Below are 15,022 nucleotides of genomic sequence, written 5' to 3' on the forward strand. Positions count from 1 at the left end.
GCAAATCCTCCGCGGGGCGCGGGGCGGCGACACCGGCACGCCGACGCCCGCGCCTGCCATCGAACCGGCCTCACCGTGACATCAACCGACCGGACCTCCCGCCTGCCCCGTGCCTCGCTCTTCCGCGCCGGCCTCGGGCTGCGCTGTGCCTGCGCGGGCGCCCTCTCCGGCCTGCTCTGGCTCGCGATCCTGTGGGCGCTCGGCTCATGACGATGCCCCGGCCCGGCGCGATCGGCCTGCGCGGCCTCACCCTCGGCTACGACCGGCACCCGGCCGTGCACCACCTCGACGGCACGATTCCGGCGGGCGACCTCCTCGCCCTCGTCGGCCCGAACGGGGCCGGCAAGTCGACCCTCCTCAAGGGCATCGTCGGCGAGATCCCGGCCCTCGACGGGCGGATCGAGCGCTCGGGCGAGGCGATCGCCTACCTGCCCCAGGCCGACGAGATCGACCGCACCTTCCCGCTCAGCGTCCTCGACCTCGCCAGCATGGGCCTGTGGCGCCGCCTCGGCCCCTGGCGCAGCCTGCTCGGGCGCCGCTCCGAGGTGGTGGCGGCGCTCCGGGCGGTGGGCCTCGACGGCTTCGAGGACCGGCCGATCGGCACCCTCTCGGGGGGCCAGTTCCAGCGCGCCCTGTTCGCCCGGCTGATCCTGCAGGATGCCCGCGTGATCCTCCTCGACGAGCCCTTCACGGGCATCGACGCCCGCACCACCGGGGATCTGGTCGCGTTGATCCGGGGCTGGCACGCCGAGGGCCGCACCATCGTGGCCGCCCTGCACGATTTCGGGCAGGTGCGGGCGCATTTCCCCTCGACCCTGCTCCTCGCCCGCGAGCCCGTGGCCTGGGGGCCGACCCGGACGGTGCTGACGCCGGCCAACCTCGCCCGCGCCACTCGGATCTCGGAGGCCTGGGACGAGAACGCCGCGATCTGCGCCCGCGACCATGCGGGGCACGCGCACGCCGCCGCCGAGGATCACGCGCAAGATCACGCGCATGACCATGCGCATGACCACGCGCACAGTCATCACCATCAGCACGACCACGCCCCGCATCGCTACGCCGAGCACGGCACGGTGCACGCCCCTCCCCACCGGCACGGAGACGCGGCGTGATCGACGCCCTGGTCGCGCCCTTCCTGGAATTCGGCTTCATGCGCCGGGCCCTCGTGGGCTGCCTCGCGCTCTCGTTCTCGGCCCCGCCGGTCGGGGTCTTCCTGATGCTGCGGCGCATGAGCCTGATGAGCGAGGCGATGAGCCACGCCATCCTGCCGGGCGCCGCGGCGGGGTTCCTGGTGGCGGGCCTGTCGCTGCCCGCGATGACCCTCGGCGGCCTCGCGGCGGGCCTGACGGTGGCGCTGCTCGCCGGGCTGGTCACCCGCTCGACACAGCTCAAGGAGGATGCGAGCCTCGCGGCCTTCTACCTGATCTCGCTGGCGGCCGGCGTCCTGCTCGTGTCGCTGCGCGGCTCGCAGATCGATCTCCTCCACATCCTGTTCGGCACCGTGCTGGCGCTCGACGATGCCGCCCTGCTGCTCCTCGGCGGCATCGCCACCGTGACGCTGTTCGCGCTCGCCGCCCTCTACCGGCCCCTCGTGATGGAATGCGTCGACCCGCTCTTCCTGCGCACGGTGAGCCGGGCGGGCGGGCCGGTCCACTTCGCCTTCCTGGCGCTCGTGGTGATGAATCTCGTCGGGGGGTTCCAGGCGCTCGGTACGCTGCTCGCCGTCGGTCTGATGCTGCTGCCGGCGATCACGGCGCGGTTCTGGGCGCGCGACCTCAGCGGACTGATCCCGGCCTCGATGCTGGTCTCGACGCTGGCGAGCCTGACCGGCCTCAGCCTGTCCTACCACGCCGACCTGCCGACCGGCCCGGCCATCGTGCTCTCGGCCGGGGCGCTCTATCTCGCCTCGATGCTGGTCGGCCCCCGCGGCGGCCTCCTCTACCGCCTCGTGCGGCCGCGCCACCTCGAGGCCTGAGGAGCCCGGCGATCCGGGCTCAGAGGTGGAACAGGCTCATGATGCCGGCGACGATCGCGTAGACGAAGCCCGCATTGAGGGCGACGCCGAGCGCCCCGATCCCGAGCCCGACGAGGACGACGACGCCATCGCGCTCCACCAGGCCGAGCCCGACGAGGCAGACCGCGAGGCCGAGGGGAATCTGGCCGACCACGGGGGCCGCCACGATCAGCGCCATCGCGAGGGTGAGCAGGATCAGGCCCATGCCGCGCATGCCGAGCGCGGATTCGAACACACTCATGCGCGGGCGCGACCAGCGCTCCAGGCGCCGCAGCAGCGGCACCGCCCGCTTCACCGCCCGCTCCACGTCGCTGCGGGCGATCGAGCGCTCGAGCAGCATGCGGGGGAGCCAGGGCGCCGACATCCCGGCCGCGATCTGCGCGGCCACGAGCATCAGCAGCAGGCCGCAGATCAGCGGGATCGGCGGCGGCATCGGCAGGCAGTTCGGCAGGCCGAGCAGCACCACGAGCAGCGCGAAGGCACGATCGCGCAGCACGGCGACGATGTCGCCGACGGTCAGCCGATCGCCCTCCTGGCTCGCGAGCACGGTGAGGACGTCGGAAGTTCGTGCACTTGAATACAAGGCTGGCCGCTGGCTGCTGTTCCCGGCCGGGGCTCTAGCCGATCTCGGACCCAGCGCCAAGCGCGGGGGGACCCGGCGGGCCGCCGAGCTCGGCGGCGGATCGCCCGACCGGTGCGCGGACGCACAACCGGCGCCGAGCCTCGCTCAGGTTAATATTCCCGCCAATCATATAACCTAGAGTATTAATCACTCGAGCGCGAATTGTTTTCTGCTCTATAGTTGAACAGATATGATTGAAATGTTCGCTCTCGCAATATTGATGAGAGTCGACAAGCTGATCTGAACCATAGTCTTCCGAGACCGCCTCGTCATTGCTTCACAGGTTGGCTCCGTGAGGACCACGTTGCCTCGTCCCGCCCAGCGCCGCCGCGCCGTCCTGTTGCGGCGCCGCCGGCTCGCCCGAGCGCTGGCCCTGATGGCGACCGGGACCCCGATGGCGACGGGCGCCCCGGCGGCGGAGGGCGAGGCCAGCACGCTGCTGTTCGGGAGCCTCGATGCCGCCGCCTCGACCTTCGCGACGGCGGGCGCGAAGATCGCCCTCGACCGGCTCGACCGGCCGGGCTTCGTCGCGCTCGCGAGCGCCGGGATCGGGCGGCGCGTGGAGCGGAGCTCCTGCACCTGCGACACGCGGGCCGGGGTGGCGAGCCTCGCGCGCCACACGTTCCTCGGCTCGGCGCTCGTCGGCTACCAGTGGTTCGCCGATTGGGGCGTGGTGGCCGCCTATGCGGGGGTCGAGGGCAGCCGCGAGGCGATCCTCGACGGCAACACCCTGTACGTCTTCCCGGGCCGCACCGGCCTGCGCCTGCACGGGGAGGTCTGGGCCCGGCCGAGCACCGACACCCTCCTGGCCGCCACCGCGATCCTGGGCTCGGCCCGCGGCGATGCCTGGACCCGGATCGCCCTCGGCTACCGGCTCTGGGACACCTATCTGGGCCCGGAGGTCGGCCTCTATGCCGACCGGACCGGCTACCGGAAGTGGAGCATCGGCCTGCACGGGACGGATTTCGCGATCGGCCGCTTCGGCCTGCGGGCCTCGGCGGGCTTCCAGTTCGAATCGAGCGGTGGGGCGGGCAGCCCCTACGTCGCGGTCTCGGCCTGGACCGACCTCTGAGGGGGACCGGCGAGGCCGAGGCTGAGCTGGCCGTCCGGTGGGTCCTGCTTCGCGGCGGAGAGGCCGTCGAGGAAGCGGCCCGCATCGGCGCGGATCTCCGCCCGGCGCCGGTCGCCCATCCTGGCGAGCGTCCGATAGGGCATCGCCATGCGGGGATTGCCGGCGAGGCGCGCCTCGTTCTCGATCAGGAAGTTCCAGTAGAGGTAGTTGAACGGGCAAGCCGTCGGCCCGGCCTTGGCCTTCACGTCGTAGGCGCAGGCGCCGCAATAATCCGACATCCGGTCGATATAGGCCCCCGATGCCGCGTAGGGCTTCGAGCCCATCACCCCGCCATCGGCCCACAGGACCATGCCGTGGACGTTGGGCAACTCGACCCACTCGTAGGCGTCGGCGTAGACGACGAGGTACCATTCCTCGACCTGGGCCGGGTCGATCCCGGCGATCAGGGCGAAGTTGCCCGTCACCATCAGGCGCTGGATGTGATGGGCGTAGGCCTGGGCCCGCGTGTCGCCGACGCACTGGGCGAGGCAGTTCATCGCGGTCTCGCCCGACCAGTAGAACCAGGGCAGATCGCGGACGGCCTCGAGGGCGTTGGTCCGCGCGTAATCGGGCATGCGGGCCCAGTACAGGCCGCGCACGTATTCGCGCCAGCCGAGGATCTGCCGGATGAAGCCCTCGGCGGCGTTGAGGGGCGCCGCGCCGTCCCGGAAGGCGCGCTCGGCCGCCGCGCAGACCTCCTCGGCCGTGAGCAGGCCCGCATTGAGGGCCGGGGCGATCATCGCGTGGTAGAGGAAGGGCTCCCCGGCCTTCATCGCGTCCTGGTAATCGCCGAAGGACGGCAGGCAGGCCTCGATGAAATGCGCGAGCGCCGCGAGGGCATCCGCCCGGGTCACCGGCCAGGCGAAGCCGTCGAGATCGCCGAAATGGTCGGCGTAGCGGATCGCCACGAGGTCGAGGACGGCGCGGGTCGTCGCGTCGGGCTCGAAGCCGCGGCGCGGGGGCACCGCGTGGCCCTTCGGCAGGCGCTTGCGGTTGTCGTGGTCGAAGTTCCACTGGCCGCCGACGGGCTCCGCCCCCTCCATCAGGAAGCCGGTGCGGCGCCGCATGCCGCGGTAGAAGGTCTCCATCCGCAGGGCCCGCCGGTCGCCGGCCCAGGCGGCGAAGTCCGCGCGGGGGCAGAGGAAGCGGTTATCCGGGCGGATCTCCAGCGGCACGGGCAGATCCGCGCGCCAGCCCCGCATCATCTCCCAGACCCGCCACTCGCCGGGCTCGGTGACGACGACCCGGTCGGGGGCGTGCCGGGCGAGCGCCCGCTCGAGCTCCCCGGTGAAGCTGCCGCTGTTGCCGGGCGCGTCGATCCGGACGTAGTCGACCGCGATGCCCTCGGCCGCGAGTTCCGCCGCGAAGTGGCGCATGGCCGAGAACAGGAAGGCGATCTTCTGCTTGTGGTGGCGGACATAGGTCGCCTCCGCCTCGACCTCGACGAGGAGCACGACGTCGCGCTCCGCGTCGAGGTCGGTCAGCGTCGCGATGCGGCGGTGAAGCTGATCCCCGAGGAGGAAACGCAGAATCCGCGGCGCCGGCGGCCGCGCCTCGCTTCGGGGCACGCGCCTCAGCCCTTGGTGCGCAGCATCGAGCGGCCGCCATCGGCGCCGATGACCTGGCCGGTGATCCAGCCCGCCTCCGCCGAGACGAGGAAGCTCGCGAGCGCCGCGATGTCCTCGGGCGTGCCGAGGCGCTGCAGGGCGTGCATGGAGGCGATCCCGGAAGCGAGGGTCTCGTTGCCCGTGATGGCGGCGGCGAGCGGCGTGCGGGTGAGCGAGGGCGCCACCACGTTGACCCGCACCTGCGGGGCGAGTTCCGCGGCGAGCGAGAGGGCGAGCCCCTCGACCGCGCCCTTCGCCATCGCCACGGAGGCGTGGGAGGGGAAGCCCTGCGCGACCGCCACGGTGGAGAAGAGCACAACGCCCGCCCCCGCCTCGCCGGCCCCCGCCTTGAGGGCCGGGGCCGCCGCCTGGACCGCCAGGAAGGCCCCGAGGGCGTTGACGCGGAAATCGGTCTCGATGTCCTCGGGCGTGAGCCGGACGAGGTGGCGCAGGTTGATGGTGCCGACCGCGTAGACGAGGCCGCCGAGCCGGTCCCCGGCCTCCTTGGCGACCTGGTCGGCGAAGCCCGGCTCGGTGGCGTCGCCCGCCGTGATGGTGGTGTCGCCGAGGTGGTCCGCCGCCTCCTCGAGGCGCGCGGCGTCGCGGGCGACGAGGTGGAGGGGGTAGCCGCGGGCCCTGAGCGCCCGGGCGGTGGCCCGCCCGATCCCCCCGGTGCCGCCGTAGATCACAACCCGTTGCATCGGCGCTCCCTTTCCCCTCAGGATCCCTTAGGTAACGCGCGGATGGCCCGCGTGGAGTTGCCGCAGCCGCAACCGCCCGCTCCGTATGGTCGCAGGCCCCGTGTCTCGGATCGCCCGTTCGGCGTCAGGATCGTCATGAAATTCGCCTTCGCGGGCATCGACTTCCTCGGTGGTGTGTTCGATGCGCTGGTCCAGGCCGGCTGGACGCCGGTCAAGCTGTTCACCCGTCCCTGCGACGGGCTCTACGACCACAACGAGGTGGTGGTGGCCCAGGCCCGCCAGCGCCGCCTGCCGATGCAGCTCTCGCGCATCCGGCAGGCCGACCTCGACGCGCTCCACGCGGCCCACGGCAAGGACTGGGCGCTCGTCGTCTCGGGCTATCCCTGGCTGGTGACGGGCTGGCGCGGGCGGGCGGCCTACGGGATCAACGTCCACCCCTCGCCCCTGCCCACGGGCCGGGGCCCCTACCCGCTGTTCCAGGCGATCCTCGACGGCTACGAGACCTGGGGCGTCACCGCCCACACCCTGTCGGAGGACGGCTTCGACACCGGCGACATCCTCGCGCAGGACCTCTTCCCGGTCTCGCCGCAGGAGACCCACGAGAGCCTGCTCGCCAAGTGCCAGATGGCGGCCCGCCGCCTCGCCGCGGGGCCGATCGCCCGGGAACTGCCCCAGCGCTGGCGCCGGCCCGAGCCCCAGGGCGACGGCTCCTACTGGGCCCGGGTCAGCGACGCCGACCGCACCCTCGACTTCCGCAAGGACGTCGACGCTGTGCTGCGCCGGGTCCGGGCCTTCGGAGCCATCGAGACCATCGCGCGCCTCGGCGATGCCCGGGTCTTCGTCGCCGCAGCCGACGGCTGGCGGGAGGCCCACACGCTGACGCCCGGCACCGTCGTCCACCGCTACCGCCGCAGCGTCGTGGTGGCGGCACGCGACGGCTACATCGTCCTCACCCGCTGGAGCCCGGTGCCGGTGAGCGAGGCGGCGCAGATCGGGCGCTGACCCGGACCGGAGCCGATCATGCCGCCGATGCGCCGCAAGGGCGACCTGCCGACGAAGACCTGCGCCCGGTGCGGCAAGCCCTTCGCCTGGCGCAAGAAGTGGGAGCGGGTCTGGGACGAGGTCCGCTACTGCTCCGACCGCTGCCGGGCGGAGGCGAAGCGGGGGCGGCCCGGATGAGGCGGATCCGGGCCCGCGCGGCTAATCCCCGCCCAGTCCCGCGAGCGCCGCAGGCGTGTCGATGTCGAGGGCGGTGCCCGCATCGCCCGGGATCTCCAGCACGTCCGTGCGGCCCGCGAGGATCGGCCCGGCGCCCCGGTCGCCGCTGAGGCGCGCGAGGTCGGGGGCGAGGCGGTGCCGGTTCAGGAGGACCGGGTTGCCGCGGCGCCCGGCATGGACCGGAACCACCGCGGCGGGACGCGGGTCGGCCGCCGCGAAGGCCGCGACCAGCCGGTCGAGCTGGGCCGGAGTGACGCGCGGCATGTCGCCGAGGAGCACGAGGGCGCCGGGGATCGCCGCCGGCAGGGCCGCGAGCCCGGCGCGCAGGGAGGTCGAGAGGCCGGCCGCGTAATCCGGGTTCTCGACCAGGACGAGGTCGAGCCCGGCCAGCGCCGTCCGCAAGGCCTGCGCGTGGGCGCCGAGCACGACGACGACCGGCCGGGCCGAGGCGGCCAGCGCCGCCTCGGCCGCGTGGCGCACCAGGGGCCGGCCGTCGAGGTCGGCGAGCAGCTTCGGGGCCGTACCGAAGCGAGTGCCGCGGCCGGCCGCGAGCAGCACGGTGGCGACGGCCGCCTCAGGCATCGTCCTCCTCCGTCTCGGCGCTGGCGCCGCCGGCGCGGGGCTGGGGCCGCGACACGATCTCCATCAGGAGGCCGCCGACGCCGAGCCCCACGATGTCCGCGCGGGTGACGGGCAGGCCGGCGAGCAGGCGGTGCAGCACCCAGTCGAAGCCGTTCTCCTTCGGCGAGCGGGCGCAGCCCGGCGCCCCGATCACCGGCACGCCGCCCCGGGCCCCGACGAGCAGCAGGTTGCCGGGATCGACCGGCATGCCGAGATGCGCGACGGTGCCGCCCGCCGCCTCGATCCCCGCCGGAATGACGTCGCGCCGGTCGGCGATCGCGGAGGCTCCGAAGATCACGGCGATCTCCGCCCCCGCCTCGATCACCTGCGCCAGGGCCCGCGCGACGGCCTCGCGGGCATGCGGCACCCGCCGCTCGGTGGCGATCTCCGCCCCGGTCGGGGCGAGGCGGCGGCGCAGGTTGCGCAGGGTCTTGTCGATTGTCGCGTCCTTGAGGCCGGGCAGCACCGTCGAGACGACGCCGACGCGGGCGAGCCGGTAGGGCGCGACGCCGAGGAGGCCGGGACGGGCCGCCCCGCAGGCCTCCTCCAGGAGGAAACCCGGCACCGCGTAGGGGATGATCTTGACGGTCGCCACCATCTCGCCGGCCACCACCGGCTTGAACGGGGCCAGGGTCGCCACCGTGATCGCCTCGTCGACGGAATTCACCGCGTCGATCCCGGACCGCCCGACCTGGAGCAGGCCGTTCCGGGTCGCGAACAGGTTGCAGCGGCCGGTGAAGGGCGCGTCGCGGCGCAGGCCGGGGCCGAGCAGTTGCCCGGCCAGGCGCTCGGCCGCCGCGTCCTCGCCGACATCGCCGGGCTCGAGGGTGACGGCCACCACCTCGCGCACGCCCTCGTCCTGCAGCCGGACGGCGACCTCGGGCGGAATCGGGTTGCCCTTGCGCAGCGAGACCGCGCCGGCCTTGACCGAGTGGGCCGCGATGAGGCCGGCGGCCTCCCGGATGGGAACGGGGCCGAATTTCACGGAACGGCCCTGATTCTCTCCCGGCGCAGCGTCGCGACGATCTGAGCAAGGATCGACAGCGCGATCTCGGCCGGGCTCACCGCGCCGATGTCGAGGCCGATCGGTGCGTGGATGCGCGCGCTGTCGTCCGGCGTGAAGCCCGCCGCGCCGAGGCGCGCGACGCGGCTCGCGTGGGTCTTCCGGGAGCCGAGCGCGCCCACGTAGAAGCAGCCCGCCCGCAGGGCCGCGATCAGGGCCGGGTCGTCGATCTTCGGGTCGTGCGTGAGGGCCGCCACCGCGCAGTAGCGGTCGAGGGCCGGGACCGGGCCGGCGAGGGCGGCCTCCGGCCATTCCGCCACCAGGGGCACGCCCGGAAAGCGGTCCGGCGTCGCGAAGGCGGTGCGCGGGTCGATCACCGTGACGGCGAGGTCGAGGCCCGCCGCCATCGGGGCGAGCGCCTGGCTGATATGGACCGCCCCGATCACCACGAGGCGCACGGGCGGCACCTGCACGGTGAGGAAGAGCTGGCGCCCCTCCGCGGCCGCGAGCCCGCTCTTGCCCGAGACGAGGTGGGCCGTGAGGGTCTCGGACAGGGGATCGGCGGCGATGTCCGCCTCGCGCACGAGGCGCTGGTGCCCGTCCGCGACGTCGGTCACCAGGATGGCGGCGCGGCGGGCGGCGCGCTCGGCGTTGAGCTGGGCGAGGGTGTCGGCGCGCATCGTCAGTCGATCCGCTCGAGGAAGATGCGGATGCGCCCGCCGCAGGAGAGGCCGACCTGCCAGGCGGTCTCGTCGGCCACGCCGAACTCGATGACGCGCGGCTGCCCCGCCTCGATCACGTCCAGGGCCTCGGTGATGACGGCCCCCTCGACGCAGCCGCCGGAGACCGAGCCGAGGAAGTTGCCCTCCTGGTCGATGACGAGGTGGCTGCCGACGGGCCGGGGGGCCGAGCCCCAGGTCTCGATCACCGTGGCGAGCGCCACGCGGCGCCCGTCGCGCCGCCAGCCTTCGGCCGCGGCGAGGATATCGGTTTCGGTGGAGATCATGGTCGCGGGGTCCCGGGGCCTGGCCTGCACGCGAACGGCCTCCCCGCCTTCCTAGATGAGATCGGGCCACGTAAATTCCACCGCCCGCGCTGCAAGGCACCGCGCGGCGTATCCGCGTTCCCGCGTGCCTTTGCGCACGTGGGGCGCCGGATTATCAAGGCGGAGCCCAGGATGTCCTGAGGACCGCCCCCGGGAGGCAAGTTCCGATGACGTCGTGGCCGCTGCTCCTCGCCCTCCTGCTCCTGCCCCATGGCGCATGGGCGCAGGCGTCCGCGCCACTGCGCATCGGCCTGTCGGCGCCGCTCACGGGCCCCGACGCCGCCTTCGGGCAGGGGCTGCGGCTCGGGGCCGAGCAGGCGGTGGCGGAGATCAATCGGGCGGGGGGCGCCGGCGGGCGCAAGCTCGTCCTCGCGGTGGGGGACGATGCGAGCGACGCCCGCCAGGGCGTGGCGCTCGCCCGCCGGTTCGCCGCGGAGGGGATCAGCCTCGTGGTCGGGCCGCTCAGCTCCGCCGTCACCGCCCAGGCCGCCCCGGTCTACGAGGAGGCCGGCATCGTCGTGGTCACCCCCGGCGCCACCTGGCCCCCCCTGACCGGCCGGGGCCAGTGGAACCTGTTCCGCACCGTGGCGAGCGACGCGCAGCAGGGGGCGCTCGCCGGCGCCTACCTCGCCGACCGCTACGGCAGCGGCCGCATCGCCCTCGTGCACGACCGCAGCAGCTTCGGGCGGGGGCTCGCCGACGAGGTCGCCCGCAAGCTCAAGGCGCGGGGCCACCGCGAGGCCGTGTTCGAGAGCCTGCCCCGGGGCGCCCGGGACGCGTCGGACCTCGTCGCCAAGCTGAAGGCGGCGCGGGTCGACGCGGTGTATTTCGGCGGCCTCGCGCCGGAGGGCGCGCTCCTCGTCCGGTCCCTGCGCGAGGCCGGGCTCGACGCGCCCGTGATCGCGAGCGACGGCATCCTCGACCGCGACTTCGCCGCCAATGCGGGGCCCGGCGGCGACGGTACGCTGATGACGGTGACCCCCGAGCCGCACCGGCTGCCCGACCCGAAGGGCGCGCGGCCGGCTCCGCGGAGCCCGGAAGCCGACGCCGTCGCGGCCGAGGCCTACGCGGCGGTGGAGATCCTGGCCCAGGGCATCGCCCGGGCGAGGACCGGCGACGGCCGCAAGGTCGCGGCGGCCCTCCACGCGGGCGGTCCGTTCCGGACGGTCGTCGGCGAGATCGGCTTCGACGGACGGGGCGATCCGAGCCCGAGCGACGTCACCCTCCGGGTCTGGCGCCGGACGCCGGACGGGCGCCTCGACTATGCGGGCAACGAAGTCGCGCCCTGACGAGACGGCCGAAAACGGGCATTTGGCGCAGATGAGGCCGGTTTCCTGTCGATCGGAGACCGCCTGCGGAGCCGGCAAGCTTGCGTCGGCATCCTCCGAACATTACATCCGAGCTACGCTTGACGGCCTCGCGCATCCGATGGGATCGGACCCGCCGCCCCGGCGTTTTGCTGATTGGCTGGAGATTTGGGCCCCGGGACGCCTTCCCGTCAGGCATCCCGGCTGGAGATGGTGGATGGCGAAAGAAGAATTGATGCAGTTCGACGGTCTCGTTCTCGAGATCCTGCCGGATGCCCGCTACCGCGTGCAGCTCGACCAGGGCCACGAGATCGTGGCCTACACGGCCGGCAAGATGAAGAAGAACCGCATCAAGACCCTCGCGGGCGACCGCGTCACCGTCGAGATGTCGCCGTACGATCTGGAGAAGGGCCGCCTCGTGTTCCGTCACAAGGACGAGCGCTCGGGTCCGCGTCCCCCGGTCCGCGGCGGCCAGTTCCGGCGCCGCTGAGCGCCGCCCCGCTCCACATCCTTCATCGAGGCTCGAGCGGCCTTCGGATGCGCGGCCACGCGTGACCGGGGCCGCTTTGTCGTGGACCTGAGGAAACCTCCGGAGCGGCTATGCGCCGCCGCTGCCGGCTCGCGCCTCGCACGCTCGTCCCGGGATGAACGATCGGGCCGGATCCCGGACGGGTCCGGGATCCGGGTCGCGTCCTACTTCCCGAAGCGCTCGAATTTCGGGAAGCTGCGGGTCATCAGGGTGCCGGCCTCGGCGCGGTGGCCCATCCACTTCTCCAGGATCTGCGCGTTGGCGAGGCGGGACTGGCCCGAGCCGTCGCGCCAGGGCAGGCCCTCGCCGAGGCCGAAGACGCAGGCGTCGACGAGCGTGGTCTGGCGGCAGCGCTGCAGGCGCACGCCCTTGCCGCGGGCGAGTTCCGGCAGCTCCGACAGGGGAAAGACGAGGAGCAGCTTGTCCGCGCTGCAGACCGCGACGTGGTCGCCCTCCTGCGCCGGCACGAGGAGCGCGGCCTTCGCGTCGCCGTCGAGGCCGAGGATGCCCTTGCCCTTGCGGGTGTTGGCCACGAGCGCATCCGCCGGCGCGAGGAATCCCCGTCCGTCCGAGCCCGCGATCAGCAGCTTGCCCTCCGGCTGGTAGGGCAAGGCCGCGACGATCTCGGTGCCGTCATCGAGGTCGACCATGAGGCGGATCGGGTCGCCGAAGCCGCGCCCGCCCGGGAGCTTCGAGGCGTCGAGGGTGAAGACCTTGCCGTTCGAGGCGAGCACCAGGATCTTCGCCGTGGTCTCGCTCGGGAAGGCGATCTTCAGCGTGTCGTCGCCCTTGAAGGCGACGCCCGAGAGGTCGGCGACGTGCCCCTTCAGCGCCCGGATCCAGCCCTTGTTCGACACGATCACGGTGATCGGCTCGCGCTCGACGAGGGCCGAGGTGAAGTCGATGCCGGCGGTATCGGGCGGGTTCTCGAGGCTGGTGCGGCGGCGCCCGATCGCGGTCTCGGGCCCGAAGGCCTTCTTCACGGCGCGGATCTGCTGGGTGATCGACTTCCACTGCTCCTTCTCGGAGCCGAGAAGCACCTCGATCCCCTCCTTCTCCTTCGTCAGCGCGTCGAGCTCACGCTTCAGCTCCATCTCCTCGAGCTTGCGCAGGGAGCGCAGGCGGGTATCGAGGATCGCGTTCGCCTGGACCTCGGTCAGCTCGAAGCGCTTCATCAGGGCGAGCTTGGGCTCGTCCTCCTCCCGGATGATGCGGATCACCTCGTCGAGGTCGAGATAGACGATGAGCAGGCCGCCGAGGATCTCGAGGCGCCGCTCGATCTGACCGAGGCGGTGGCGCGAGCGGCGCTGGAGCACGACGCGGCGATGGTCGAGCCACTCGCGCAGGGCCTCGGCGAGCCCGATCACCCGGGGCACGAGGCCGCCGACCAGCACGTTCATGTTGAGGGAGATGCGGGCTTCGAGCTCGGTCAGCCGGAACAGGGATTCCATCAGGATGACGGGGTCGACGCTGCGCGAGCGCGGTTCCAGCACCACCCGGACGTCCTCGGCCGATTCGTCGCGCACGTCGGCCAGCAGCGGCAGCTTGCGCTCCTGCAGCAGCTCCGCGAGCTTCTCGATCAGCCGCGCCTTCGGCACGCCGTAGGGGATCTCCGTGACGACGATGTTCCAGGTGCCGCGCCCGAGATCCTCCTTCGCCCAGCGGGCGCGCACCCGGAAGGCGCCGCGGCCGGTGCGGTAGGCCTCGCGGATGGATTCGGCGGAATCGATGAGGATGCCGCCGGTGGGGAAGTCCGGGCCCTGCACGAAGGTGTTGAGCTGGGCCGAGGTCGCCTCGGGATGGCTGATCAGGTAGAGGGCCGCGTCGCAGAGCTCGGCCGCGTTGTGGGGCGGAATCGAGGTCGCCATGCCGACCGCGATGCCCTGGCTGCCGTTGGCAAGCAGGTTCGGGAAGGCGGCGGGCAGGACCGAGGGCTCGTCCTTCTCGCCGTTGTAGGAGGGCCGGAAATCGACCGTGTCCTCGTCGATCCCGTCGAGGAGGAGCCGCGCCACCTCGGTGAGGCGCGCCTCGGTGTAGCGGTAGGCCGCCGGGCCGTCGCCGTCGATGTTGCCGAAATTGCCCTGTCCGTCGATCAGCGGGTAGCGCTGCGCGAAGTCCTGGCTGAGGCGCACCAGGGCGTCGTAGATCGCCTGGTCGCCGTGGGGATGGAAGTCGCCCATGACGTCGCCCACGATCTTGGCGCACTTCTTGTGCGCCGTGTTCGGGTCGAGGCGGAGCAGGCGCATGCCGTAGAGGATGCGCCGATGCACCGGCTTGAGGCCGTCGCGCGCGTCCGGCAGGGCGCGGTGCATGATCGTGGAGAGCGCGTAGGCGAGGTAGCGCTCCTCCAGCGCGGATTTCAGCTCGACGCTCTCGATGCCGTCGCCGGTTGGCGGCTCGAAGGGCTGGCCCATGTCAAATCCGATCAGGTGTGTTCAAACAATGGAACATATCACGAACAAACTCACGCGGGGGGGAGCCCGAGTGCGACGAATCGTGCCCGCTCCTCCGGAACCGCGAGGCCGCGCGGCGCCCAGAAGTGATGGGCCAGGAAATACCCCGTCAAGGTAAACCCCTGACGAACATCCTCGGGGCCCGGCACCCGGTTGGCGCCGCGCCGGTCGGACAGGAAGGCCGGCAGCGGCAGGAGCCGGTCGCGGTAGGGCTCGCCGGCCGAGGCGCTGACCGCGCGCCCGCTCTTCGGCGAGACGTAGATCAGCGCGTCGTTGGCGCCCGTCGCCGCGCAGGCGTCGAGGTCGAGGCCGAAGCCGAGCTCGCCGAGGAGCGCCAGCTCGAACCGCACCATCAGGGCCGGAGCGATGGCGGGGTCGTCGAGATGGGCGACGAGGACCCGGGCCGCCGCGTAGAGGCCCGGATGGGGATCGCGCTCGGCCAGGAGGCGCAGGAGGCCGGCGAGGTGCGTGATGCCGTAGAGGGCGAGCCCCGAGCCGATGAGCCGCGAGGCCGCCGATTCGAGGGGCTCGACCGCGTAGGCGCCGAGGCCCTCGTCGAGGCGCGCCCGCCAGGTGACGCGGACCCGGTTGCCGGGCTGGAGCACGGGCTGCATCCGGCGCGAGCGGCCGCCGTGGACGAGGCCGAGATGCCGGCCGTGGGCCGCCGTCATCGCCTCGAGGATGACCCCCGTTTCGCCGTGCCTGCGCAGGCCGAGCACGAGGGCGTCGTCGCTCCATTGCATGGCAGACAGATAAGGATTCTGGCGCGGGATTGTGAGCAAAATCCCGGG

The 15,022-nt window shown here is 72.8% G+C and carries 17 protein-coding genes; 8 read left to right on the plus strand and 9 right to left on the minus strand.

The annotated features are described in order from the left end of the window. The first annotated feature begins 75 nt into the window (after positions 1-75). From F6X51_RS28860 to F6X51_RS05245, 3 genes are read left to right on the plus strand one after another with little or no spacing between them, the layout of a single operon-like run. Positions 76-210 carry a hypothetical protein gene (locus tag F6X51_RS28860; RefSeq protein WP_281407626.1) on the plus strand — a complete coding sequence of 45 codons (135 nt, stop codon included), beginning with the start codon at positions 76-78 and terminating at the stop codon, positions 208-210. Beyond that, positions 207-1,112 (plus strand): metal ABC transporter ATP-binding protein, encoded by a 906-nt coding sequence (locus F6X51_RS05240; RefSeq protein ID WP_150962160.1) that lies wholly within the window; start codon positions 207-209, stop codon positions 1,110-1,112. The genes F6X51_RS28860 and F6X51_RS05240 overlap by 4 nt, the downstream gene beginning before the upstream one ends. A gap of 38 nt (positions 1,113-1,150) precedes the next feature. Then, entirely contained in the window at positions 1,151-1,975 is an 825-nt protein-coding gene (locus tag F6X51_RS05245) for a metal ABC transporter permease (protein WP_407658446.1), read from the plus strand. Between the two features lie 19 nt (positions 1,976-1,994). Here F6X51_RS05245 and F6X51_RS05250 read toward each other — a convergent pair whose 3' ends face one another. Then, the gene (locus tag F6X51_RS05250) at positions 1,995-2,597 is read right to left on the minus strand and encodes an exopolysaccharide biosynthesis protein (protein WP_281407627.1); all 603 of its coding nucleotides are present in this window, start codon (positions 2,595-2,597) and stop codon (positions 1,995-1,997) included. Positions 2,598-2,940: 343 nt separating this feature from the next. Here F6X51_RS05250 and bcsS point away from each other — a divergent pair, with 343 nt between their 5' ends. Continuing rightward, positions 2,941-3,708, plus strand: a complete 768-nt coding sequence (gene bcsS, locus F6X51_RS05255; RefSeq protein ID WP_246696631.1) for a cellulose biosynthesis protein BcsS — start codon at positions 2,941-2,943, stop codon at positions 3,706-3,708. On the opposite strand, the gene F6X51_RS05260 is transcribed toward bcsS, so the two are convergent. Next, positions 3,675-5,315, minus strand: coding sequence for a cryptochrome/photolyase family protein (locus tag F6X51_RS05260; RefSeq protein ID WP_150962163.1), 1,641 nt, complete (start codon positions 5,313-5,315; stop codon positions 3,675-3,677). The genes bcsS and F6X51_RS05260 overlap by 34 nt on opposite strands. Positions 5,316-5,320: 5 nt before the next feature. Beyond that, the gene (locus tag F6X51_RS05265) at positions 5,321-6,055 is read right to left on the minus strand and encodes an SDR family NAD(P)-dependent oxidoreductase (protein WP_150962164.1); all 735 of its coding nucleotides are present in this window, start codon (positions 6,053-6,055) and stop codon (positions 5,321-5,323) included. Between the two features lie 135 nt (positions 6,056-6,190). On the opposite strand from F6X51_RS05265, the gene F6X51_RS05270 reads away from it, so the two are divergent. Further along, positions 6,191-7,057, plus strand: coding sequence for a methionyl-tRNA formyltransferase (locus tag F6X51_RS05270; RefSeq protein WP_150962165.1), 867 nt, complete (start codon positions 6,191-6,193; stop codon positions 7,055-7,057). 18 nt (positions 7,058-7,075) lie between these two features. Continuing rightward, positions 7,076-7,234 (plus strand): DUF2256 domain-containing protein, encoded by a 159-nt coding sequence (locus tag F6X51_RS05275; protein WP_191970014.1) that lies wholly within the window; start codon positions 7,076-7,078, stop codon positions 7,232-7,234. Positions 7,235-7,255: 21 nt separating this feature from the next. Here the strand turns inward: F6X51_RS05275 and F6X51_RS05280 are convergent, their stop codons facing one another. From F6X51_RS05280 to F6X51_RS05295, 4 genes are read right to left on the minus strand one after another with little or no spacing between them, the layout of a single operon-like run. Further along, positions 7,256-7,855 (minus strand): nucleotidyltransferase family protein, encoded by a 600-nt coding sequence (locus F6X51_RS05280; protein ID WP_150962166.1) that lies wholly within the window; start codon positions 7,853-7,855, stop codon positions 7,256-7,258. Then, a complete protein-coding gene (locus F6X51_RS05285; RefSeq protein ID WP_150962167.1) occupies positions 7,848-8,879 on the minus strand; it encodes a molybdopterin-binding protein in 1,032 nt (343 codons plus the stop codon). Before F6X51_RS05285 ends, F6X51_RS05280 begins: the two co-directional genes overlap by 8 nt. Further along, positions 8,876-9,577 carry an XdhC family protein gene (locus tag F6X51_RS05290; protein ID WP_150962168.1) on the minus strand — a complete coding sequence of 234 codons (702 nt, stop codon included), beginning with the start codon at positions 9,575-9,577 and terminating at the stop codon, positions 8,876-8,878. The genes F6X51_RS05285 and F6X51_RS05290 overlap by 4 nt, the downstream gene beginning before the upstream one ends. Positions 9,578-9,579: 2 nt before the next feature. Further along, positions 9,580-9,903 (minus strand): XdhC family protein, encoded by a 324-nt coding sequence (locus F6X51_RS05295; RefSeq protein ID WP_150962169.1) that lies wholly within the window; start codon positions 9,901-9,903, stop codon positions 9,580-9,582. Between the two features lie 206 nt (positions 9,904-10,109). Between F6X51_RS05295 and F6X51_RS05300 the strand changes: the two genes are divergently transcribed. Further along, positions 10,110-11,231, plus strand: coding sequence for a branched-chain amino acid ABC transporter substrate-binding protein (locus F6X51_RS05300; RefSeq protein ID WP_150962170.1), 1,122 nt, complete (start codon positions 10,110-10,112; stop codon positions 11,229-11,231). A gap of 235 nt (positions 11,232-11,466) precedes the next feature. Continuing rightward, positions 11,467-11,739: a translation initiation factor IF-1 gene (gene infA, locus F6X51_RS05305; RefSeq protein WP_109890537.1), complete on the plus strand. Its 273-nt coding sequence runs from the start codon at positions 11,467-11,469 to the stop codon at positions 11,737-11,739. 203 nt (positions 11,740-11,942) lie between these two features. On the opposite strand, the gene parC is transcribed toward infA, so the two are convergent. Both parC and recO read right to left on the minus strand, forming a co-directional pair. Then, entirely contained in the window at positions 11,943-14,192 is a 2,250-nt protein-coding gene (parC, locus tag F6X51_RS05310; RefSeq protein WP_150962171.1) for a DNA topoisomerase IV subunit A, read from the minus strand. A gap of 50 nt (positions 14,193-14,242) precedes the next feature. Then, positions 14,243-14,974 (minus strand): DNA repair protein RecO, encoded by a 732-nt coding sequence (recO, locus tag F6X51_RS05315; RefSeq protein ID WP_150962172.1) that lies wholly within the window; start codon positions 14,972-14,974, stop codon positions 14,243-14,245. Positions 14,975-15,022 lie beyond the last annotated feature (48 nt).

This window comes from Methylobacterium planeticum (genome assembly GCF_008806345.1).
Classification (GTDB): domain Bacteria; phylum Pseudomonadota; class Alphaproteobacteria; order Rhizobiales; family Beijerinckiaceae; genus Methylobacterium; species Methylobacterium planeticum.